The organism is Citrobacter sp. H12-3-2, assembly GCF_009649895.1.
GTDB lineage: Bacteria > Pseudomonadota > Gammaproteobacteria > Enterobacterales > Enterobacteriaceae > Citrobacter > Citrobacter portucalensis.
This window is the reverse complement of the sequence record NZ_CP045837.1, coordinates 4030283-4052924: the sequence shown is the minus strand read 5'-3', so window position 1 is coordinate 4052924 and position 22642 is coordinate 4030283. Positions and strand designations below refer to the sequence as shown.

At 53.9% G+C, this 22642-nt stretch carries 20 protein-coding genes; 19 read left to right on the top strand and 1 reads right to left on the bottom strand.

Features of this window, described 5'->3' with window-relative positions:
* The first annotated feature begins 423 nt into the window (after positions 1-423).
* The 19 genes from mraZ to mutT all read left to right on the top strand — a co-directional run bounded on the left by mraZ (position 424) and on the right by mutT (position 22269).
* Positions 424-882: a division/cell wall cluster transcriptional repressor MraZ gene (gene mraZ, locus GHC22_RS19320; RefSeq protein WP_057067430.1), complete on the top strand. Its 459-nt coding sequence runs from the start codon at positions 424-426 to the stop codon at positions 880-882.
* 1 nt (position 883) lies between these two features.
* Entirely contained in the window at positions 884-1825 is a 942-nt protein-coding gene (gene rsmH, locus GHC22_RS19315) for a 16S rRNA (cytosine(1402)-N(4))-methyltransferase RsmH (protein WP_003018789.1), read from the top strand.
* Positions 1822-2187 (top strand): cell division protein FtsL, encoded by a 366-nt coding sequence (gene ftsL / locus GHC22_RS19310; protein WP_000625651.1) that lies wholly within the window; start codon positions 1822-1824, stop codon positions 2185-2187. The genes rsmH and ftsL overlap by 4 nt, the downstream gene beginning before the upstream one ends.
* Before the next feature lie 15 nt (positions 2188-2202).
* Positions 2203-3969 carry a peptidoglycan glycosyltransferase FtsI gene (gene ftsI, locus GHC22_RS19305; protein WP_003829538.1) on the top strand — a complete coding sequence of 589 codons (1767 nt, stop codon included), beginning with the start codon at positions 2203-2205 and terminating at the stop codon, positions 3967-3969.
* Positions 3956-5443: a UDP-N-acetylmuramoyl-L-alanyl-D-glutamate--2,6-diaminopimelate ligase gene (gene murE / locus GHC22_RS19300; protein WP_153753735.1), complete on the top strand. Its 1488-nt coding sequence runs from the start codon at positions 3956-3958 to the stop codon at positions 5441-5443. The genes ftsI and murE overlap by 14 nt, the downstream gene beginning before the upstream one ends.
* Positions 5440-6798 carry a UDP-N-acetylmuramoyl-tripeptide--D-alanyl-D-alanine ligase gene (gene murF, locus GHC22_RS19295; protein WP_079935000.1) on the top strand — a complete coding sequence of 453 codons (1359 nt, stop codon included), beginning with the start codon at positions 5440-5442 and terminating at the stop codon, positions 6796-6798. Before murE ends, murF begins: the two co-directional genes overlap by 4 nt.
* Positions 6792-7874 carry a phospho-N-acetylmuramoyl-pentapeptide-transferase gene (gene mraY / locus GHC22_RS19290; RefSeq protein WP_003018774.1) on the top strand — a complete coding sequence of 361 codons (1083 nt, stop codon included), beginning with the start codon at positions 6792-6794 and terminating at the stop codon, positions 7872-7874. The genes murF and mraY overlap by 7 nt, the downstream gene beginning before the upstream one ends.
* 2 nt (positions 7875-7876) lie before the next feature.
* Positions 7877-9193, top strand: coding sequence for a UDP-N-acetylmuramoyl-L-alanine--D-glutamate ligase (murD, locus tag GHC22_RS19285; protein WP_032942364.1), 1317 nt, complete (start codon positions 7877-7879; stop codon positions 9191-9193).
* Positions 9193-10437: a cell division protein FtsW gene (gene ftsW, locus GHC22_RS19280; protein ID WP_153753734.1), complete on the top strand. Its 1245-nt coding sequence runs from the start codon at positions 9193-9195 to the stop codon at positions 10435-10437. The genes murD and ftsW overlap by 1 nt, the downstream gene beginning before the upstream one ends.
* Complete coding sequence (gene murG / locus GHC22_RS19275; RefSeq protein WP_153753733.1) at positions 10434-11501, top strand: undecaprenyldiphospho-muramoylpentapeptide beta-N-acetylglucosaminyltransferase; 1068 nt, start codon at positions 10434-10436, stop codon at positions 11499-11501. Before ftsW ends, murG begins: the two co-directional genes overlap by 4 nt.
* A gap of 51 nt (positions 11502-11552) precedes the next feature.
* A complete protein-coding gene (gene murC / locus GHC22_RS19270) occupies positions 11553-13028 on the top strand; it encodes a UDP-N-acetylmuramate--L-alanine ligase (protein ID WP_003018763.1) in 1476 nt (491 codons plus the stop codon).
* The gene (locus GHC22_RS19265; RefSeq protein ID WP_032942366.1) at positions 13021-13941 is read left to right on the top strand and encodes a D-alanine--D-alanine ligase; all 921 of its coding nucleotides are present in this window, start codon (positions 13021-13023) and stop codon (positions 13939-13941) included. Before murC ends, GHC22_RS19265 begins: the two co-directional genes overlap by 8 nt.
* A gap of 1 nt (position 13942) precedes the next feature.
* Positions 13943-14776, top strand: coding sequence for a cell division protein FtsQ (gene ftsQ, locus GHC22_RS19260; protein ID WP_003018758.1), 834 nt, complete (start codon positions 13943-13945; stop codon positions 14774-14776).
* The gene (gene ftsA, locus GHC22_RS19255; protein WP_003018755.1) at positions 14773-16035 is read left to right on the top strand and encodes a cell division protein FtsA; all 1263 of its coding nucleotides are present in this window, start codon (positions 14773-14775) and stop codon (positions 16033-16035) included. Before ftsQ ends, ftsA begins: the two co-directional genes overlap by 4 nt.
* 62 nt (positions 16036-16097) lie before the next feature.
* Positions 16098-17249, top strand: coding sequence for a cell division protein FtsZ (gene ftsZ, locus GHC22_RS19250; protein WP_003018753.1), 1152 nt, complete (start codon positions 16098-16100; stop codon positions 17247-17249).
* A gap of 100 nt (positions 17250-17349) precedes the next feature.
* On the top strand, positions 17350-18267 hold the full coding sequence (gene lpxC, locus GHC22_RS19245; RefSeq protein ID WP_006686706.1) for a UDP-3-O-acyl-N-acetylglucosamine deacetylase: 918 nt from the start codon (positions 17350-17352) through the stop codon (positions 18265-18267).
* 283 nt (positions 18268-18550) lie between these two features.
* Positions 18551-19057 (top strand): secA translation cis-regulator SecM, encoded by a 507-nt coding sequence (gene secM, locus GHC22_RS19240; protein WP_003829520.1) that lies wholly within the window; start codon positions 18551-18553, stop codon positions 19055-19057.
* Between the two features lie 60 nt (positions 19058-19117).
* Entirely contained in the window at positions 19118-21823 is a 2706-nt protein-coding gene (secA, locus tag GHC22_RS19235; protein WP_153753732.1) for a preprotein translocase subunit SecA, read from the top strand.
* 56 nt (positions 21824-21879) lie between these two features.
* Complete coding sequence (mutT, locus tag GHC22_RS19230; RefSeq protein ID WP_008786200.1) at positions 21880-22269, top strand: 8-oxo-dGTP diphosphatase MutT; 390 nt, start codon at positions 21880-21882, stop codon at positions 22267-22269.
* A 172-nt stretch (positions 22270-22441) separates the two neighbouring features.
* Here mutT and yacG read toward each other — a convergent pair whose 3' ends face one another.
* Positions 22442-22636 (bottom strand): DNA gyrase inhibitor YacG, encoded by a 195-nt coding sequence (gene yacG / locus GHC22_RS19225; RefSeq protein WP_003018740.1) that lies wholly within the window; start codon positions 22634-22636, stop codon positions 22442-22444.
* Positions 22637-22642 lie beyond the last annotated feature (6 nt).

Here is a 22642-nt window from a genome sequence, read left to right as displayed (position 1 = left end):
TTATTTTGTTACATGCTTGTATGGATTTGCCGAATTAACAAACACTTTGCTCTCGTATTGCGGCCATCTGGTGCTTTCCTCGGCTCTGCGCGGCGTACAGACCGATTAACTGGTACTGTTAACTCGCTGCATATTGTCCTAAAATGCCGCTCGCGTCGCAAACTGACACTTTATATTTTCTTTGGATGATATTCAGTTGTTTTAAACAATGATGAGTTGTTGGATTTTTTTCTTACAAATATTCATGACGTTAATTTGCTTCGTTTGCTGTACGGAATTTGTTCAACGCTGATATTAGCCGTAAACAATGGGTTTTTTGCTCCGCTAAGCGCCGCGACTTGCTTGACAAGGTTTTCCTCCGCTCCGTAAACTCCTTTAAGTGGGAATTTGTGGGATAAAGTGGTAATTGGGGGTGAGACTGGCATGTTCCGGGGAGCAACGTTAGTTAATCTCGACAGTAAAGGGCGCTTATCCGTGCCTACCCGTTATCGGGATCAACTGATTGAGAGCGCTACCGGTCAAATGGTTTGCACCATTGACATCCATCACCCGTGCCTGCTGCTGTACCCCCTGCCTGAATGGGAAATAATCGAGCAGAAGCTATCGCGTCTGTCGAGCATGAATCCAGTTGAGCGCCGCGTACAGCGCTTATTGTTGGGTCATGCCAGCGAATGTCAGATGGATAACGCTGGTCGATTACTGATAGCACCCATTCTGCGGCAACACGCAGGGCTAACGAAAGAAGTGATGCTGGTTGGGCAGTTCAATAAGTTTGAGCTGTGGGATGAAACGACCTGGTATCAACAGGTCAAGGAAGATATCGACGCTGAGCAGTCTGTTACTGGCGCGTTGTCGGAACGATTGCAGGATTTGTCTCTATAAAATGACGGAAAATTATAAACATACAACGGTGTTGCTGGATGAAGCCGTAAACGGCCTGAATATTCGTCCAGACGGCATCTACATTGACGGGACATTTGGTCGCGGTGGTCACTCACGTCTGATCCTCTCCCAGCTTGGCGAAGAGGGACGTTTACTGGCAATCGATCGCGATCCGCAGGCTATTGCCGTTGCAAAAACGATTACTGATCCCCGTTTCTCCATCGTACATGGACCTTTCTCTGCGCTGGCTGACTATGTCGCCGAGCGTGGACTGACCGGTAAGATCGACGGGATTCTTCTCGATCTCGGCGTTTCTTCACCGCAGCTCGATGATGCAGAGCGCGGTTTCTCGTTTATGCGTGACGGTCCGTTAGATATGCGTATGGACCCAACACGCGGTCAGTCAGCGGCCGAATGGCTGCAAACCGCCGATGAAGCAGACATTGCCTGGGTGATTAAAACCTTTGGCGAAGAGCGCTTCGGCAAACGCATTGCGCGCGCCATCGTGGAGCGCAACCGCATCGAACCGATGACCCGCACCAAAGAGCTGGCGGAAGTTATTGCAGCGGCAATGCCGGTGAAAGACAAATTCAAACATCCCGCGACCCGTACCTTCCAGGCGGTGCGCATTTGGGTGAACAGTGAACTGGAGGAGATAGAGCAGGCGCTAAAAAGCTCGCTCAGCGTGCTGGCTCCAGGTGGTCGCCTTTCGATCATCAGTTTCCATTCGCTTGAAGACCGCATTGTGAAACGCTTTATGCGTGAACAAAGCCGTGGTCCTCAGGTACCGGCTGGAATACCGATGACCGAAGCGCAGATCAAAAAGCTGGGCGGCCGTGAGTTAAGAGCACTAGGCAAGATGATGCCGGGTGAAGAAGAGGTAGCTGAGAATCCTCGTGCCCGTAGTTCAGTTCTGCGTATTGCAGAGAGGACGAACGCATGATCAGCAGAGTGACAGAAGCCCTCAGCAAAGTTAAAGGATCGATAGGAAGCAACGAGCGCCATGCCTTGCCTGGCGTGATCGGTGACGATCTTTTGCGGTTTGGGAAGCTGCCACTCTGCCTGTTCATTTGCATTATTTTGACGGCGGTTACCGTCGTGACAACAGCACACCATACGCGGTTACTGACTGCGCAGCGTGAGCAGCTGGTTCTGGAGCGAGATGCGCTGGATATCGAATGGCGCAACTTGATCCTTGAGGAGAACGCGCTCGGCGACCATAGCCGTGTTGAACGGATCGCAACGGAAAAGCTGCAAATGCAGCATGTCGATCCCTCACAAGAAAATATCGTAGTACAAAAATAAGGATAAACGCGACGCATGAAAGCAGCGGCAAAAACGCACAAACCAAAACGCCAGGAAGAACAAGCCAACTTTATCAGTTGGCGTTTTGCGTTACTGTGCGGCTGTATTTTGCTGGCACTGGGTTTTCTGCTGGGGCGCGTTGCCTGGCTGCAAATCATCGCGCCGGACATGCTGGTGCGTCAGGGTGATATGCGCTCTCTACGCGTCCAGGAAGTGTCTACATCACGCGGAATGATTACCGACCGCTCTGGTCGCCCGCTGGCGGTGAGCGTTCCGGTTAAAGCGATATGGGCCGACCCGAAAGAAGTACATGATGCAGGCGGCGTGAGCGTTGGTGAACGCTGGAGAGCGCTGTCGACTGCGCTGAATCTCCCGCTCGACCAGCTGGCTTCCCGCATTAACGCCAACCCGAAAGGGCGCTTCATCTATCTGGCGCGTCAGGTAAACCCTGACATGGCCGACTACATCAAGAAACTGAAGCTGCCAGGTATCCACCTGCGCGAAGAATCCCGCCGTTACTATCCTTCCGGAGAAGTGACTGCTCACCTCATCGGCTTTACTAACGTCGACAGCCAGGGGATTGAAGGCGTAGAGAAGAGCTTCGACAAGTGGCTCACCGGACAACCGGGCGAACGTATTGTACGTAAAGACCGTTATGGCCGCGTCATTGAAGATATCTCCTCTACCGACAGCCAGGCGGCGCATAACCTCGCGTTGAGCATTGATGAGCGTTTACAGGCACTGGTCTACCGTGAACTGAATAACGCCGTGGCGTTCAACAAGGCGGAGTCAGGCAGTGCGGTACTGGTGGATGTAAACACCGGTGAAGTGCTGGCCATGGCCAACAGTCCGTCCTACAACCCGAACAATCTCACCGGTACGCCAAAAGACGCGATGCGTAACCGTACTATCACCGACGTGTTTGAACCGGGTTCTACCGTTAAACCGATGGTGGTGATGACCGCGCTGCAGCGTGGCGTGGTACGCGAAAATACCGTCCTCAACACTATCCCTTACCGAATTAATGGTCACGAAATCAAAGACGTGGCGCGTTATAGCGAATTAACCCTCACCGGGGTTTTGCAGAAGTCGAGTAACGTCGGTGTTTCCAAGCTGGCGTTAGCGATGCCGTCCTCAGCGTTAGTAGATACTTACTCACGTTTTGGGCTGGGAAAAGCGACCAATTTGGGGTTGGTCGGAGAACGCAGTGGCTTATATCCTCAAAAACAACGGTGGTCTGACATAGAGAGGGCCACCTTCTCTTTCGGCTACGGGCTAATGGTAACGCCGTTACAGTTAGCGCGAGTCTATGCAACGATCGGCAGCTACGGCGTTTATCGTCCACTGTCGATTACCAAAGTTGACCCTCCTGTTCCGGGTGAGCGTATCTTCCCGGAAGATACCGTGCGTACCGTCGTGCATATGATGGAAAGCGTGGCGCTGCCGGGCGGCGGCGGCGTGAAGGCGGCGATTAAAGGCTATCGCATCGCTATTAAAACCGGTACAGCGAAAAAAGTAGGGCCGGATGGCCGCTACATCAACAAATACATTGCTTATACCGCAGGCGTTGCGCCTGCGAGTCAGCCGCGCTTCGCGCTGGTTGTTGTTATCAACGATCCGCAGGCGGGTAAATACTACGGTGGCGCCGTTTCCGCGCCGGTCTTTGGTGCCATCATGGGCGGCGTACTGCGCACCATGAACATCGAGCCGGATGCGCTGACAACGGGCGATAAAAATGAATTTGTGAATAATCAAGGCGAGGCAACAGGTGGCAGATCGTAATTTGCGCGACCTTCTTGCTCCATGGGTGCCGGGTGCACCGGAGCGAGCACTGCGGGAGATGACGCTTGACAGCCGTGTGGCTGCATCAGGCGATCTCTTTGTCGCAGTATTGGGTCATCAGGCGGACGGGCGTCGGTATATCCCGCAGGCGATAGCGCAAGGTGTGGCTGCCATTATTGCAGAAGCAAAAGATGAAGCTACTGATGGTGAAATCCGTGAAATGCATGGCGTTCCGGTCATCTATCTCAGTCAGCTTAACGAACGTTTATCTGCACTGGCGGGCCGTTTTTACCACGAGCCTTCTGAGAAAATGCGTCTGGTCGGCGTAACCGGGACTAACGGTAAAACCACCACCGCCCAATTGCTGGCCCAGTGGAGCCAACTGCTTGGCGAAACCAGCGCGGTAATGGGAACAGTAGGCAATGGCCTGCTGGGCAAAGTGATCCCGACGGAAAATACCACCGGTTCAGCCGTTGATGTCCAGCATGTGCTGGCGGGGCTGGCTGCGCAGGGCGCAACGGTTGGCGCGATGGAAGTCTCTTCACACGGCCTGGTTCAGCATCGCGTGGCGGCGCTGAAGTTTGCCGCATCAGTATTTACTAACTTAAGCCGTGACCATCTCGACTACCACGGCGACATGGAACATTACGAAGCCGCGAAATGGCTGCTGTATTCCACGCACCATTGCGGCCAGGCCATCGTCAATGCGGATGATGAGGTCGGCCGTCGCTGGCTGGCGAAACTCCCGGATGCGGTTGCCGTTTCGATGGAAGACCACATCAACCCGAACTGTCATGGTCGTTGGTTAAAAGCGGTTGACGTGAAGTATCACGACAGTGGGGCAACGATTCGTTTTACCTCCTCATGGGGCGACGGCGAAATTGAAAGCCGCCTGATGGGGGCGTTTAACGTCAGCAATCTTTTGCTGGCGTTGGCAACGCTGTTGGCACTGGGCTATCCGTTAGCTGATTTACTGAAAACGGCGACACAATTGCAGCCGGTTTGCGGACGTATGGAAGTGTTCAGCGCGCCGGGTAAAACCACCGTGGTGGTTGATTACGCTCATACGCCAGATGCGCTGGAAAAAGCGCTGCAGGCGGCACGTCTGCACTGTACTGGCAAACTGTGGTGCGTCTTTGGCTGCGGCGGCGATCGCGATAAAGGCAAACGTCCGTTGATGGGCGCAATCGCCGAGCAGTTTGCAGATGTTGTCGTGGTGACTGATGACAACCCGCGTACCGAAGAGCCGCGCGCCATTATTAACGACATTCTGGCGGGTATGCTGGATGCCGGACAGGCGAAGGTGATGGAAGGGCGCGCAGAAGCCGTGACAAACGCCATTATGCAGGCGAAAGAAAACGACGTGGTGCTGGTGGCCGGGAAAGGTCACGAAGATTACCAGATCGTCGGCTCGCAGCGTCTCGACTATTCTGACCGCGTGACCGCAGCGCGTCTGCTGGGGGTTATCGCATGATTAGCGTAACGCTCAGCCAACTGGCGGAGATCCTCCGTGGCGAACTGAAAGGGGCCGATCTGACCCTTGATGCCGTAACAACCGATACGCGTAAAGTGACGCCGGGCTGCCTGTTTGTGGCGCTGAAAGGCGAACGCTTTGATGCCCATGATTTTGCAGACAAAGCGCAAGAGAGCGGGGCGGGTGCGCTGCTGGTCAGCCGCCCGTTGGACACCAACCTGCCGCAACTGATTGTTAAAGATACGCGTCTGGCGTTTGGTGAACTGGCGGCGTGGGTTCGCGCTCAGGTTCCGGCGCGCGTTGTCGCGCTGACCGGCTCATCCGGTAAAACGTCCGTCAAAGAGATGACGGCTGCCATTCTGAGCCAGTGTGGTAACACCCTATATACCGCGGGCAATCTGAATAACGACATCGGCGTACCGATGACGCTGCTGCGCTTAACTAACGATTACGACTATGCCGTGATTGAGCTCGGCGCCAACCATCAGGGCGAAATCGCCTGGACCGTCGGCCTGACGCGTCCGGAAGCGGCGCTGGTGAACAATCTGGCCGCCGCGCACCTGGAAGGTTTCGGTTCTCTGGCGGGCGTTGCGAAGGCAAAAGGTGAGATTTTTACCGGCCTGTCTGAGAATGGTATCGCCATTATGAATGCCGACAACAACGACTGGTTGAACTGGCAAAGCATCATCGGCGAACGCAAAGTCTGGCGCTTCTCCCCGAATGCGGCCAACAGCGACTTTTCTGCTACCAACGTTCATGTGACCTCGCATGGCACAGAATTTTCTCTGCAAACGCCGACCGGAAGCATTGATGTCCTGCTGCCGTTGCCGGGTCGCCACAATATCGCTAACGCCCTTGCGGCGGCGGCGCTTTCTATGGCGGTAGGCGCGACGCACGAGGCGATCAAAGCGGGTTTGAAGGATCTGCAAGCGGTACCGGGACGTCTGTTCCCGATTCAACTCGCAGAAAATCAGTTGCTGCTGGACGACTCCTATAACGCGAACGTCGGTTCGATGACCGCAGCGGTGCAGGTGCTGTCTGAAATGCCGGGCTATCGCGTACTGGTCGTTGGCGATATGGCAGAGCTTGGCGCAGAAAGTGAAGCATGCCATGTACAGGTAGGTGTTGCTGCGAAAGCAGCAGGTATCGACCGTGTACTGAGTACAGGAAAACTGAGTAAGGCAATTAGCGACGCCAGCGGCGTTGGCGAACATTTTGCGGATAAAAGCGCGCTGGCCGCGCATCTTAAAGCATTGATTGCAGAACATCAGGTCATGACGATTTTAGTGAAGGGTTCACGTAGTGCCGCCATGGAAGAGGTAGTACGCGCATTACAGGAGAATGGGACATGTTAGTTTGGCTGGCCGAACATTTGGTCAAATATTATTCCGGCTTTAACGTCTTTTCCTATCTGACGTTTCGCGCCATCGTCAGCCTGCTGACCGCGCTGTTCATCTCTTTGTGGATGGGCCCGCGCATGATTGCCCGCTTGCAAAAAATGTCCTTTGGACAGGTTGTACGTAACGACGGTCCGGAATCGCACTTTAGTAAACGTGGTACGCCAACCATGGGCGGGATCATGATCCTCACCGCGATTGTTATCTCCGTTCTGTTGTGGGCATATCCGTCGAACCCGTATGTATGGTGCGTGCTGGTGGTATTGATTGGCTACGGCATTATCGGTTTTGTCGATGACTACCGCAAAGTGGTGCGCAAAGATACCAAGGGGCTGATTGCCCGCTGGAAGTACTTCTGGATGTCGGTGATTGCGCTGGGTGTAGCCTTTGCGCTGTACCTCGCCGGTAAAGATACCCCGGCTACCGAGCTGGTGGTGCCGTTCTTTAAAGATGTCATGCCGCAATTGGGGCTGTTCTACGTGCTGCTGGCGTACTTCGTGATTGTGGGCACTGGCAACGCGGTAAACCTCACCGATGGCCTGGATGGTCTGGCGATTATGCCGACCGTGTTCGTGGCCGCGGGTTTTGCGCTGGTGGCATGGGCGACAGGTAACATGAACTTTGCCAACTATCTGCACATTCCGTATTTACGCCATGCCGGCGAACTGGTGATCGTCTGTACGGCGATTGTCGGTGCGGGGTTAGGCTTCCTGTGGTTTAACACCTATCCGGCGCAGGTCTTTATGGGCGACGTCGGTTCTCTGGCGCTGGGCGGCGCGCTGGGCATTATTGCCGTGCTGCTGCGTCAGGAATTCCTGCTGGTAATTATGGGCGGCGTATTTGTTGTGGAAACGCTGTCGGTCATTCTGCAGGTTGGCTCCTTTAAGCTGCGCGGACAGCGTATCTTCCGTATGGCGCCGATTCACCATCACTATGAACTGAAAGGCTGGCCGGAACCGCGCGTAATTGTGCGCTTCTGGATTATTTCGCTGATGCTGGTGCTGATTGGCCTGGCAACGCTGAAGGTACGTTAATCATGGCTGATTACCAGGGTAAAAAAGTCGTCATTATCGGTCTGGGATTGACCGGGCTGTCCTGCGTGGATTTCTTTCTGGCGCGTGGCGTGACGCCGCGTGTGATGGATACCCGCGCGACGCCACCTGGCCTGGATAAATTGCCGGAAGCGGTTGAGCGTCATGTTGGCAGCCTGAATGATGATTGGCTGCTGGCCGCCGATCTCATCGTCGCCAGCCCTGGTATTGCCCTGGCGCATCCTTCTCTGAGCGCCGCTGCTGATGCAGGGATCGAAATTGTCGGTGACATCGAGCTGTTCTGTCGTGAAGCGCAGGCGCCGATCGTCGCGATCACCGGTTCCAACGGGAAAAGCACCGTCACCACGTTGGTGGGAGAAATGGCGAAAGCGGCTGGTGTGAACGTGGGTGTTGGCGGAAATATCGGCCTACCCGCGCTGATGCTGCTGGATGACGAACGTGAGCTGTATGTACTGGAGCTGTCGAGCTTCCAGCTGGAGACAACCTCCAGCTTACAGGCCGTAGCCGCCACCATTTTGAACGTCACTGAAGATCATATGGACAGGTATCCGTTTGGCTTGCAGCAGTACCGTGCGGCCAAACTGCGCGTCTATGAGAATGCGAAAGTGTGTGTGGTTAATGCCGATGATGCGCTGACCATGCCGATTCGCGGGGCGGATGAGCGCTGCGTGAGCTTTGGCATCAACATGGGTGACTATCATCTCAATCGTCAGCAGGGTGAAACCTGGCTGCGGGTGAAGGGTGAAAAAGTCCTGAACGTGAAAGAGATGACGCTTACCGGCCAGCATAACTATACCAACGCCCTGGCGGCGCTGGCGCTGGCGGATGCTGCGGGTCTGCCGCGGGCATCCAGCCTGAAAGCGCTGACTACCTTTACCGGTCTGGCGCATCGTTTCCAGTTGGTACTGAATCATAACGGTGTGCGTTGGATCAACGATTCAAAAGCCACCAACGTTGGCAGCACCGAAGCGGCGCTGAATGGTCTGCACGTTGACGGTACGTTGCACCTGCTGCTGGGCGGTGATGGGAAATCCGCCGACTTTATGCCGCTGCAACGCTACCTGACTGGCGACAACATTCGTCTGTACTGCTTTGGTCGCGATGGCGCGCAGCTTGCCGCTCTGCGTCCTGAGGTTGCGGAACACACTGAAACCATGGAGCAGGCAATGCGTCTGCTCGCACCGCGTGTGAAGTCGGGCGATATGGTGCTGCTGTCGCCAGCCTGCGCCAGCCTTGACCAGTTCAAGAACTTTGAGCAACGCGGTGATGTCTTTACCCGTTTAGCGAAGGAGTTGGGTTGATGCGATTCTCTCTCCCTCGTCTGAAAATGCCGCGCGTATCGGGACTGGGTGTCCTGGCGTGGATCTTCGCGGCACTTAAAGGCTGGGTGATGGCTTCGCGTGATAAAGACGCGGACAGCCTGATCATGTATGACCGCATGCTGCTGTGGCTGACTTTTGGTCTGGCAGCGATCGGTTTTGTGATGGTGACATCGGCATCGATGCCCGTAGGGCAACGCCTGGCAGGCGATCCTTTCCTGTTTGCTAAGCGTGACGCGCTGTATATCTTCCTCGCGTTCTGTCTGGCGATGGTGACGCTGCGTCTGCCGATGGAGTTCTGGCAAAAGTACAGCACGACGATGCTGATCGCCTCGATCATCATGTTGTTGATCGTGCTGGTAGTGGGAAGCTCCGTTAACGGGGCATCGCGCTGGATCGCGCTGGGTCCACTGCGTATTCAGCCTGCGGAATTTACCAAGCTGTCGCTGTTCTGTTATCTCGCTAACTACCTGGTGCGTAAAGTCGATGAAGTGCGTAACAACCTGCGCGGCTTCTTAAAACCGATGGGCGTGATTCTGGTGCTGGCAGTCTTACTGCTGGCGCAGCCTGACCTTGGTACGGTGGTGGTGCTGTTTGTCACGACGCTGGCGATGCTGTTTCTCGCTGGTGCGAAACTGTGGCAGTTCATTGCCATTATCGGCATGGGGATTTCGGCGGTGGTGCTGCTGATCCTTGCCGAACCGTATCGTATTCGCCGCGTAACCTCTTTCTGGAACCCATGGGAAGATCCGTTTGGCAGCGGCTATCAGTTAACGCAATCGCTGATGGCTTTTGGTCGCGGTGAGGTTTGGGGTCAGGGGTTAGGTAATTCAGTGCAAAAACTGGAGTATTTACCGGAAGCGCACACCGACTTCATCTTCGCCATCATTGGGGAAGAGCTGGGTTATATCGGTGTGGTATTGGCGCTTTTAATGGTATTCTTCGTCGCTTTTCGCGCGATGTCGATCGGTCGCAAAGCTCTGGAAATTGACCACCGTTTTTCAGGCTTTCTAGCCTGCTCCATCGGGATTTGGTTTAGCTTCCAGGCCCTGGTAAACGTCGGCGCGGCAGCAGGTATGCTGCCAACAAAAGGTCTGACGTTACCGCTGATCAGTTATGGTGGTTCCAGTTTGTTGATTATGTCGACGGCCATCATGTTTTTGTTACGTATTGATTATGAAACGCGTCTGGAAAAAGCCCAGGCGTTTACACGAGGTGCACGATGAGTGGTCAACCGAAGCGGTTAATGGTGATGGCAGGCGGTACCGGCGGGCATGTGTTCCCGGGGCTGGCGGTCGCGCACCATTTAATGGCCCAGGGCTGGCAGGTTCGTTGGCTGGGCACCGCCGATCGTATGGAAGCGGACTTAGTGCCGAAGCATGGCATTGAAATTGACTTTATTCGCATCTCCGGTTTGCGTGGCAAAGGTGTCAACGCGCTGCTTGCCGCCCCCGTGCGTATTTTTAATGCCTGGCGTCAGGCGCGCGCCATCATGAAGCAGTTTAAGCCTGATGTGGTGCTGGGGATGGGCGGCTACGTGTCCGGCCCAGGCGGTCTGGCTGCCTGGTCATTAGGCATTCCGGTTGTCCTGCATGAGCAAAACGGCATTGCGGGATTAACCAACAAGTGGCTGGCGAAGATTGCAACGAAGGTTATGCAGGCTTTCCCAGGCGCTTTCCCGAATGCTGAAGTGGTCGGGAACCCGGTACGCACGGACGTGCTGGCGCTGCCGTTACCCGCAGCGCGTCTGGCTGGACGTGAAGGCCCGGTTCGCGTGCTGGTCGTCGGGGGGTCTCAGGGCGCACGCGTATTGAACCAGACGATGCCGCAGGTTGCCGCAAAGCTTGGTGACGCGGTGACTATCTGGCACCAGAGTGGCAAAGGCGCGCAGCAAACCGTTGAACAGGCGTATGCCGACGCGGGACAACCGCAGCACAAGGTCACTGAGTTTATTGATGATATGGCAGCAGCCTACGCGTGGGCGGATGTCGTAGTTTGTCGCTCCGGCGCGCTGACGGTAAGCGAAATTGCCGCCGCAGGTTTGCCTGCGCTGTTTGTGCCTTTTCAGCATAAAGACCGACAGCAGTACTGGAATGCGCTGCCGCTGGAGAAAGCGGGCGCCGCCAAAATTCTTGAGCAGCCGCAGTTTACTGTGGATGCCGTCGCTAACACCCTTTCCGGGTGGTCGCGAGAAACCTTATTAACCATGGCAGAACGTGCGCGCGCCGCTTCCATTCCGGATGCTACAGAGCGCGTTGCTAATGAAGTGAGCCGGGCTGCCCGGGCGTAATTGTGGTGATGCCTTTTGCATCGCATGAACTAAGAAGTTAATGGCTAAAGAATGAATACACAACAACTGGCAAAACTGCGTTCCATCGTGCCCGAAATGCGTCGCGTTCGGCACATTCACTTTGTCGGCATCGGTGGTGCTGGTATGGGCGGTATTGCCGAAGTTTTGGCCAACGAAGGTTATCAGATCAGCGGTTCTGACTTAGCGCCGAACCCGGTGACGCAGCAGTTGACGAATCTGGGCGCCACGATTTTCTTCAACCATCGCCCGGAAAACGTGCGCGATGCGAGCGTGGTGGTGGTATCCAGCGCCATTTCTGCGGATAACCCGGAAATTGTTGCGGCGCATGAAGCGCGCATTCCGGTGATCCGTCGTGCTGAAATGCTGGCGGAGTTAATGCGTTTTCGTCACGGTATCGCCATTGCCGGGACGCACGGTAAAACCACGACCACAGCGATGGTCTCCAGTATCTACGCGGAAGCGGGGCTGGATCCGACGTTTGTCAACGGCGGTCTGGTGAAGGCCGCAGGCGTCCATGCGCGTCTGGGTCATAGCCGTTATTTAATTGCGGAGGCGGATGAGAGCGATGCGTCGTTCCTGCATTTGCAGCCGATGGTAGCGATTGTTACCAATATCGAAGCCGATCATATGGATACCTACCATGGCGACTTCGAAAATTTAAAGCAGACGTTTATTAATTTCCTGCATAACTTGCCGTTTTATGGTCGTGCGGTGATGTGCGTTGACGACCCAGTGATCCGCGAGTTGTTGCCGCGAGTTGGTCGTCAAACCACAACCTATGGTTTCAGCGATGATGCTGATGTGCGCGTCGAAGATTACCAGCAGATTGGTCCACAAGGACACTTCACGCTGCTGCGTCAGGGGATGGCCGATTTACGCGTGACGTTGAACGCACCGGGCCGTCACAATGCGCTGAACGCGGCGGCGGCGGTAGCAGTTGCAACAGAAGAAGGCATTGAAGACGACGCAATTCTGCGCGCGCTGGAAAGTTTCCAGGGCACCGGACGACGTTTTGACTTCCTCGGCGAATTCCCACTTGAGCCGGTAAACGGTAAAGCCGGGACGGCGATGCTGGTGGATGATTATGGTCATCACCCTACGGAAGTGGATGCCACGATTAAAGCTGCACGCGCGGGCTGGCCGGACAAAAATTTGGTGATGCTGTTCCAGCCGCACCGCTTTACGCGTACTCGCGATCTGTATGACGACTTTGCCAACGTGCTGACTCAGGTCGATGCACTGTTGATGCTGGATGTGTACGCCGCGGGTGAAGCCGCGATTCCAGGAGCCGACAGTCGCTCGCTGTGCCGTACGATCCGTGGTCGCGGTAAGATCGACCCGATTCTGGTATCCGATCCGGCTCAGGTGGCAGACATGCTGGCGCCGGTATTAACCGGCAACGATCTGATTTTGGTGCAGGGCGCTGGAAATATCGGCAAAATCGCGCGTTCCTTAGCTGAAATCAAACTGAAGCCGCAAAACCCGGAGGAAGAACAACATGGCTGATAAAATCGCGGTCCTGTTAGGGGGAACCTCCGCAGAGCGTGACGTTTCGCTGAATTCCGGCGCGGCCGTACTGGCAGGGTTACGCGAAGGTGGTGTGGATGCTCATCCAATTGACCCAAAAGAGGTCGATGTCACGCTTTTGAAATCGATGGGTTTTCAAAAGGTGTTTATTGCGCTGCACGGTCGTGGTGGTGAAGATGGCACGTTGCAGGGCATGCTGGAGCTGATTGGTCTGCCGTACACCGGTAGTGGCGTCATGGCTTCTGCGATTTCGATGGACAAACTGCGCAGCAAACTGTTGTGGCAGGGGGCTGGTTTACCGGTCGCGCCTTGGGTCGCATTGACCCGCGCTGAGTTCGAAAAAGGCCTTAATGATGAGGTGGTTACGGAGATTTCTGCGCTAGGTTTGCCGCTGATTGTGAAGCCCAGCCGTGAAGGCTCAAGCGTAGGGATGTCAAAAGTTGAAGAAGAAAATGCTTTGCATGGTGCATTAGCATTGGCTTTTCAGCATGATGAAGAAGTACTGATCGAAAAATGGCTCAGTGGCCCGGAATTTACAGTTGCGATACTTGGTGAAGAAATTTTACCGTCAATACGTATCCAACCCGCGGGAACCTTCTATGATTATGAGGCGAAGTATCTCTCTGATGAGACACAATATTTCTGCCCTGCCGGTCTGGAAGTCGAACAAGAGGCCCGTTTACAGGAATTAGTTCTGAAAGCGTGGACCACATTGGGCTGTAAAGGTTGGGGTCGCATTGACGTCATGCTGGACAGCGATGGCCAGTTTTATCTGCTGGAAGCGAATACCTCTCCGGGTATGACCAGCCACAGTCTGGTGCCGATGGCGGCGCGTCAGGCGGGCCTGAGCTTCTCGCAGTTGGTGGTAAGAATTCTGGAGTTGGCGGACTGATATGTCGCAGGCTGCGCTGAACACGCGAAACGGTGATGAAGAAGAAGTAAACTCCTCACGCCGCAATAATGGAACGCGTCTTGCAGGAATATTGTTCCTGCTGACAGTGCTGTGCACCGTGTTTGTCAGCGGCTGGGTAGTGTTGGGATGGATGGAAGATGCGCAACGTTTGCCTTTATCGAAACTGGTGTTAACCGGCGAACGGCATTACACGCGCAATGACGATATTCGTCAGTCCATTTTGGCACTGGGCGCTCCGGGAACCTTTATGACTCAGGATGTGAACATCATCCAGAGTCAAATTGAACGCCTCCCCTGGATTAAACAGGCGAGCGTCAGAAAGCAATGGCCCGATGAATTGAAGATTCATCTGGTTGAATATGTGCCCATTGCGCGTTGGAATGACCAACATATGGTGGATGCTGAAGGAAATACGTTCAGTGTTCCAACCGGTCGGGCCAATAAGCAGGTATTACCCATGTTGTATGGACCGGAAGGCAGCGCAAGTGAAGTGTTGCAAGGGTTCCGCGATATGGGGCAGGTGCTGGCTAAGGATAGATTCACCCTGAAGGAAGCGGCGATGACCGCTCGTCGTTCCTGGCAGTTGACGCTGAATAACGATATTAAGCTGAATCTGGGCAGGGGCGATACGATAAAACGTTTGGCTCGCTTTGTGGAACTCTACCCGGTTTTACAGCAGCAGGCGCAAACCGATGGCAAACGGATTAGCTACGTTGATTTGCGTTATGACTCAGGAGCGGCAGTAGGCTGGGTTCCCTTGCCTCCTGAGGAATCTAATCAGCAACAGAATCAGGCACAGGCAGAACAACAATGATCAAGGCGACGGACAGAAAACTGGTAGTTGGACTGGAGATTGGCACCGCGAAGGTAGCCGCTTTAGTAGGGGAAGTTCTGCCCGACGGTATGGTCAATATCATTGGCGTGGGCAGTTGCCCATCGCGAGGTATGGATAAAGGCGGGGTGAATGACCTTGAGTCAGTGGTGAAGTGCGTACAGCGCGCCATTGACCAGGCTGAACTGATGGCAGATTGCCAGATTTCCTCGGTGTATCTGGCACTTTCCGGTAAACATATTAGCTGTCAAAATGAAATTGGTATGGTGCCCATTTCCGAAGAGGAAGTGACGCAGGAAGATGTGGAAAACGTAGTACATACGGCAAAATCCGTACGCGTTCGCGATGAACATCGTGTTCTGCACGTTATTCCGCAGGAATACGCCATCGACTACCAGGAAGGCATTAAAAATCCGGTCGGTCTTTCCGGCGTGCGTATGCAGGCAAAAGTCCATCTTATTACCTGCCACAACGACATGGCGAAGAACATTGTCAAAGCCGTTGAACGTTGTGGTCTGAAAGTTGACCAACTGATTTTTGCCGGGTTGGCAGCCAGTTATTCCGTGTTGACGGAAGATGAACGTGAGCTGGGTGTCTGCGTGGTGGATATTGGTGGTGGTACAATGGACATCGCCGTTTATACTGGCGGGGCGTTGCGCCACACTAAAGTTATCCCTTATGCAGGGAATGTAGTGACCAGCGATATCGCGTATGCCTTTGGTACGCCGCCGAGCGATGCTGAAGCCATCAAAGTGCGTCATGGTTGCGCGCTGGGCTCCATCGTGGGTAAAGACGAAAGCGTTGAAGTGCCAAGCGTAGGTGGTCGTCCACCGCGTAGCCTGCAACGTCAGACCCTGGCAGAGGTCATTGAGCCGCGTTATACCGAGCTGCTCAACCTGGTCAACGAAGAAATTTTGCAATTACAAGAACAGCTTCGCCAGCAGGGTGTGAAACATCATCTGGCGGCGGGGATTGTGTTAACCGGTGGCGCTGCGCAAATTGAAGGTCTTGCGGCCTGCGCACAGCGCGTGTTCCATACGCAAGTACGTATTGGCGCACCGCTGAATATCACTGGTCTGACGGATTATGCCCAGGAGCCGTATTATTCAACGGCAGTGGGGCTGCTTCACTACGGGAAAGAATCCCATTTGAGTGGTGAGGCTGAAGTTGAAAAACGCGTTACGGCATCAGTTGGCTCGTGGATCAAACGACTCAATAGCTGGCTGCGAAAAGAGTTTTAATTTTTAAAGAGACCAACGCACATTAACGGTCTCAGGCGACAGGCACAACGGAGAGAGAAACTATGTTTGAACCTATGGAACTTACCAATGACGCGGTGATTAAAGTCATCGGCGTCGGCGGCGGCGGCGGTAATGCCGTTGAACACATGGTGCGCGAGCGCATCGAAGGTGTTGAATTCTTCGCGGTGAATACCGACGCTCAGGCGTTGCGTAAAACGGCGGTTGGACAGACCATTCAGATTGGTAGCGGCATCACCAAAGGTCTGGGCGCGGGTGCAAACCCGGAAGTAGGCCGTAATGCAGCAGACGAAGATCGTGAAGCTCTGCGTGCAGCGCTTGACGGCGCAGACATGGTGTTTATCGCAGCTGGCATGGGCGGCGGTACCGGTACCGGTGCAGCGCCAGTGGTTGCTGAAGTAGCAAAAGATTTAGGTATTCTGACCGTTGCTGTCGTGACTAAGCCTTTCAACTTTGAAGGTAAGAAGCGTATGGCATTCGCGGAGCAGGGTATCACCGAGCTGTCCAAACATGTGGACTCTCTGATCACTATTCCGAATGACAAACTGCTGAAAGTGCTGGGTCGCGGTATCTCCCTGCTGGATGCGTTTGGCGCAGCGAACGACGTGCTGAAAGGCGCAGTACAGGGTATCGCTGAACTGATTACTCGTCCGGGCCTGATGAACGTCGACTTTGCAGACGTGCGCACCGTGATGTCCGAAATGGGCTACGCGATGATGGGTTCAGGCGTGGCAAGCGGTGAAGACCGTGCAGAAGAAGCGGCTGAAATGGCTATCTCTTCTCCGCTGCTGGAAGACATCGATCTGTCTGGTGCGCGCGGCGTGCTGGTCAACATTACTGCGGGCTTCGACCTGCGTCTGGATGAGTTCGAAACCGTCGGTAACACGATTCGTGCCTTTGCATCGGATAATGCGACCGTGGTTATCGGTACCTCCCTGGACCCGGATATGAACGACGAACTGCGCGTGACCGTTGTTGCAACTGGAATTGGTATGGACAAACGTCCTGAAATCACTCTGGTGACCAACAAGCAGGTACAGCAGCCGGTAATGGATCGTTACCAGCAGCACGGCATGGCGCCGTTGACGCAAGAGCAGAAACCGGTAGCGAAAGTGGTTAATGACAATACGCCGCAAACCACCAAAGAGCCGGATTATCTGGATATCCCAGCATTCCTGCGTAAGCAAGCTGATTAAGAATTAGCTGGAATTTGGGAATTGTGGCTCTTTGTGCTAAACTGGCCCACCGAATGTATAGTACACTTCGGTTGGATAGGTAATTTGGCGAGATTATACGATGATCAAACAAAGGACTCTTAAACGTATCGTTCAGGCGACTGGCGTCGGTTTGCATACCGGCAAAAAAGTCACCCTGACATTACGCCCTGCGCCGGCCAACACCGGGGTCATCTATCGTCGCACCGACTTGAATCCTCCGGTAGATTTCCCGGCCGATGCCAAATCTGTGCGTGATACCATGCTCTGTACGTGTCTGGTCAATGAGCATGATGTACGGATTTCAACCGTAGAGCACCTTAATGCTGCTCTGGCGGGTTTAGGTATCGATAACATCGTTATTGAAGTTAACGCACCGGAAATCCCGATCATGGATGGCAGTGCCGCTCCGTTCGTTTATCTGCTGCTTGATGCAGGTATTGAAGAACTGAGCAGCGCCAAAAAATTTGTTCGCATCAAAGAGACCGTTCGTGTCGAAGATGGCGATAAGTGGGCTGAGTTTAAGCCGTATAATGGTTTTACGTTGGATTTCACCATCGACTTTAACCATCCGGCGATCGACTCCAGCACGCAGCGCTACGCGATGAACTTCTCTGCGGATGCGTTCATGCGTCAGATCAGCCGTGCGCGTACTTTCGGCTTCATGCGTGATATCGAATATCTGCAGTCCCGCGGCCTGTGCCTGGGCGGCAGCTTCGATTGTGCCATCGTTGTTGACGATTATCGCGTATTGAACGAAGACGGCCTGCGTTTTGAAGATGAATTCGTTCGTCACAAAATGCTCGACGCGATCGGTGACTTGTTCATGTGTGGTCACAACATTATTGGTGCATTTACCGCGTATAAATCTGGTCATGCATTGAATAACAAACTGTTGCAGGCGGTCCTGGCAAAACAGGAAGCCTGGGAATATGTGACCTTCCAGGACGATGCAGAACTGCCGTTGGCGTTCAAAGCACCATCGACCGTACTGGCATAACGACATACGCTGTCGCATAAATTCGACTGGTAAATCTGGCACTCTCTCCGGCCAGGTGAGCCAGTCGTTTTTTTATCTTCCGAGTGCAAACCATCTTATCTGAAGCGACTTTTTCCCCACAGGTAGATTAAAATACCGTTCGATCGCTGCTTTCTTAAGCATATTTACCCGCGACTTGCTGTCATTACTGCTGTGGTGCGAACGCATTAATGGTAAGATTTGTGCGCAAAAAATGGTTTTGCATTTGTAACCCCAAACGCAGGGTATATCAGGTGGCAATAACGTGAGTGGAATACTGACGCGCTGGCGACAGTTAGGCAGACGGTACTTCTGGCCGCATCTCCTGTTGGGGATGGTCGCGGCTAGTTTTGGCCTGCCCGCGCTCGGTAATGCTGCTGAACCTAATACCCCCGCGAAGGCGACCGCCAGCAATCACGATCAAGGTGCTAAAGTTAACTTTAGCCAGCTTGCTTTGCTGGAAGCGACTAATCGCCGCCCAAATTTTACCGTCGATTACTGGCATCAACATGCCATTCGTACGGTTATCCGCCATCTTTCTTTTGCCATGGCACCTCAGGCGTTGCCCGTTGCCGAAGAGCCATTGCCAATCCAGGCGCACCATCTTGCGTTACTGAATACGCTCAGCGCGATGCTGACGCAGGAAGGCACTCCGCCCGCGACAGTAAGTCGCGTGACATACGCACACTTTACCTCTCAGGCCGCGTTTAGCGTTCCGGTCTGGATCAGCCAGCTGCAGGGTATCCGCGCTGGTCCTCAACGCCTCAGCTAAAAAAGAACCTTCCAACTTATAATTTTTGACTCCGCACCGCGGGGCGTTTGAGATTTTATTATGCTAATCAAATTATTAACGAAAGTATTCGGTAGCCGTAACGAGCGTACGCTGCGTCGTATGCGTAAAGTGGTCAATGTCATCAACGCGATGGAACCGGAGATGGAAAAACTCTCCGATGATGAACTGAAAGCGAAGACCGCTGAATTCCGCGCCCGTCTGGAAAAAGGTGCCAGCGTTGAGAGCCTGATCCCGGAAGCGTTCGCAGTAGTGCGTGAAGCGAGTAAGCGTGTGTTCGGTATGCGTCACTTCGACGTTCAGCTGCTGGGCGGTATGGTGCTTAACGATCGCTGCATCGCGGAAATGCGTACTGGTGAAGGTAAAACTCTTACCGCGACGCTGCCAGCCTACCTGAACGCATTAAGCGGGAAGGGCGTACACGTGGTTACCGTGAACGACTATCTGGCTCAGCGTGATGCCGAAAATAACCGCCCGCTGTTTGAATTCCTCGGCATGACCGTTGGTATCAACATGTCTGGCCTGCCTGCGCCAGCCAAGCGTGAAGCCTACAACGCCGATATTACTTACGGTACCAACAACGAATACGGCTTTGACTACCTGCGTGACAACATGGCGTTTAGTCCGGAAGAGCGTGTTCAACGTAAACTGCACTATGCGCTGGTCGATGAAGTCGACTCCATCCTGATCGATGAAGCGCGTACGCCGCTGATCATTTCCGGCCCGGCTGAAGACAGCTCGGAAATGTACAAAAAAGTGAATAAAATCATCCCGCACCTGATCCGTCAGGAGAAGGAAGATTCCGACACGTTCCAGGGCGAAGGCCACTTCTCTGTTGATGAGAAAGCGCGCCAGGTTAACCTGACCGAACGTGGTCTGGTACTGATTGAAGAGCTGCTGGTTAACGAAGGCATTATGGACGAGGGCGAGTCACTGTACTCTCCAGGCAACATTATGCTGATGCACCACGTGACTGCCGCACTGCGTGCGCACGTGCTGTTTACCCGCGACGTAGACTACATCGTGAAAGACGGCGAAGTTATCATCGTCGATGAACACACCGGTCGTACCATGCAGGGGCGTCGCTGGTCCGATGGTCTGCACCAGGCTGTTGAAGCTAAAGAAGGCGTAGAGATCCAGAACGAGAACCAGACGCTGGCATCTATTACCTTCCAGAACTACTTCCGTTTGTACGAAAAACTGGCCGGTATGACCGGTACAGCCGACACTGAAGCGTTTGAATTTAGCTCCATCTACAAACTGGATACCGTGGTTGTGCCGACCAACCGTCCGATGATCCGTAAGGATTTACCGGATCTGGTGTACATGACCGAAGCGGAAAAAATTCAGGCGATCATTGAAGATATTAAAGAACGTACTGCAAATGGCCAGCCGGTGCTGGTAGGTACTATCTCCATTGAAAAATCGGAAGTAGTGTCTAACGAGCTGAGCAAAGCGGGTATCAAACACAATGTTCTGAACGCCAAGTTCCACGCCAACGAAGCTGCAATCGTCGCCCAGGCGGGTTACCCGTCAGCCGTGACTATCGCGACGAACATGGCCGGTCGTGGTACCGATATCGTACTGGGCGGTAGCTGGCAGGCGGAAGTTGCCGAGCTGGAAAACCCAACTCCTGATCAAATCGCGCAGATTAAAGCCGATTGGCAGGTTCGCCATGACGCGGTATTAGCTGCCGGTGGCTTGCATATTATCGGTACCGAGCGTCACGAATCTCGCCGTATCGATAACCAGCTGCGTGGTCGTTCGGGTCGTCAGGGTGATGCGGGCTCTTCCCGTTTCTATCTGTCGATGGAAGATGCGCTGATGCGTATTTTTGCCTCTGACCGCGTGTCAGGCATGATGCGTAAACTGGGTATGAAGCCTGGCGAAGCCATTGAACACCCATGGGTGACCAAAGCAATTGCTAACGCGCAGCGTAAAGTGGAAAGCCGCAACTTCGATATTCGTAAGCAGCTGCTGGAATATGATGACGTTGCCAACGATCAGCGTCGTGCTATCTACACCCAGCGTAACGAACTGCTGGACGTAACTGACGTTAGCGAAACCATCAACAGCATCCGTGAAGATGTCTTCAAAGCAACTATTGATGCCTATATTCCGCCGCAGTCTCTGGAAGAAATGTGGGATATCCCGGGTCTGCAGGAACGTCTGAAAAACGACTTCGATCTTGAGATGCCGATTTCAGAGTGGCTGGATAAAGAGCCTGAGCTGCACGAAGAAACGCTGCGTGAACGTATCTTGGCAAACGCCATCGAAGTTTATCAGCGTAAAGAAGAAGTTGTGGGCGCGGAGATGATGCGTCACTTCGAAAAAGGCGTGATGCTGCAAACTCTCGACTCTCTGTGGAAAGAGCACCTTGCTGCGATGGACTATCTGCGTCAGGGTATCCACCTGCGTGGTTATGCGCAAAAAGATCCGAAGCAGGAATACAAGCGTGAATCCTTCTCTATGTTTGCGTCAATGCTGGAATCACTGAAATACGAAGTGATCAGCACCCTGAGCAAAGTTCAGGTGCGTATGCCTGAAGAAGTCGAAGCCATGGAGCAGCAGCGTCGTGAAGAAGCTGAGCGCTTAGCGCAGATGCAGCAGTTGAGTCATAAAGGCGACGATTCTGCCGCAGCAGAAGAGCTGGCAGCACAAACCGGCGATCGTAAAGTGGGTCGTAACGATCCGTGTCCTTGCGGCTCCGGCAAAAAATACAAACAGTGCCACGGCCGTCTGAGCTAAGAAAATAACTTACTGAAAAGGCGCAGAATTCTGCGCCTTTTTTATGGACGATAAAGATGAAAATACTGCAAATCGCCGTCGGGATTATTCGTAATCAGCAACATGAAATTTTTATCACCCAGCGTGCGGCTGATGCCCACATGGCAAATAAGCTGGAATTCCCCGGCGGGAAAATTGAAGCGGGCGAAACGCCGGAGCAGGCGCTGATTCGCGAGCTACAGGAAGAAGTGGGGATCACGCCGACTCAAAGCTCATTGTTCGAAAAGCTGGAGTATCAGTTTCCGGACAGGCATATCACTCTGTGGTTCTGGCTGGTTGAAAGCTGGGAAGGCGAGCCGTGGGGAAAAGAGGGGCAACCGGCGCAGTGGATTGCGCAAGATGCTCTGAATGCGCAGGATTTCCCGCCCGCGAATGCACCAGTCATTGAAAAGCTGATAGCTGGCTAATGGTGCTGTAGGCCGGATAAGGCAACGCCGCATCCGGCAAATTATGGCGGGGCGCTACGCTTGCCCGCCCTACGTTTTAGTTCGTAGGCCTGATAAGCGCAGCGCCATCAGGCAAAACAACATAAAATGCCGGGTGCGGCGTTGCCTAATCCGACCCACCGTTTTAGCAGAATTACTTCTGTTCTTCACTCCAGTCGTCGCTTTCTGACAGATCACCAGAGCTTGGGATGCGTTTCTCTTCTGCGGCCCACTCTCCCAGATCGATTAACTGGCAGCGCTTGCTGCAGAATGGGCGAAACGGACTGACCTCAGCCCATACTACAGGCTTGCCACAGGTTGGGCAGTTGACGATGGTTTGTTCAGACATGTTGAC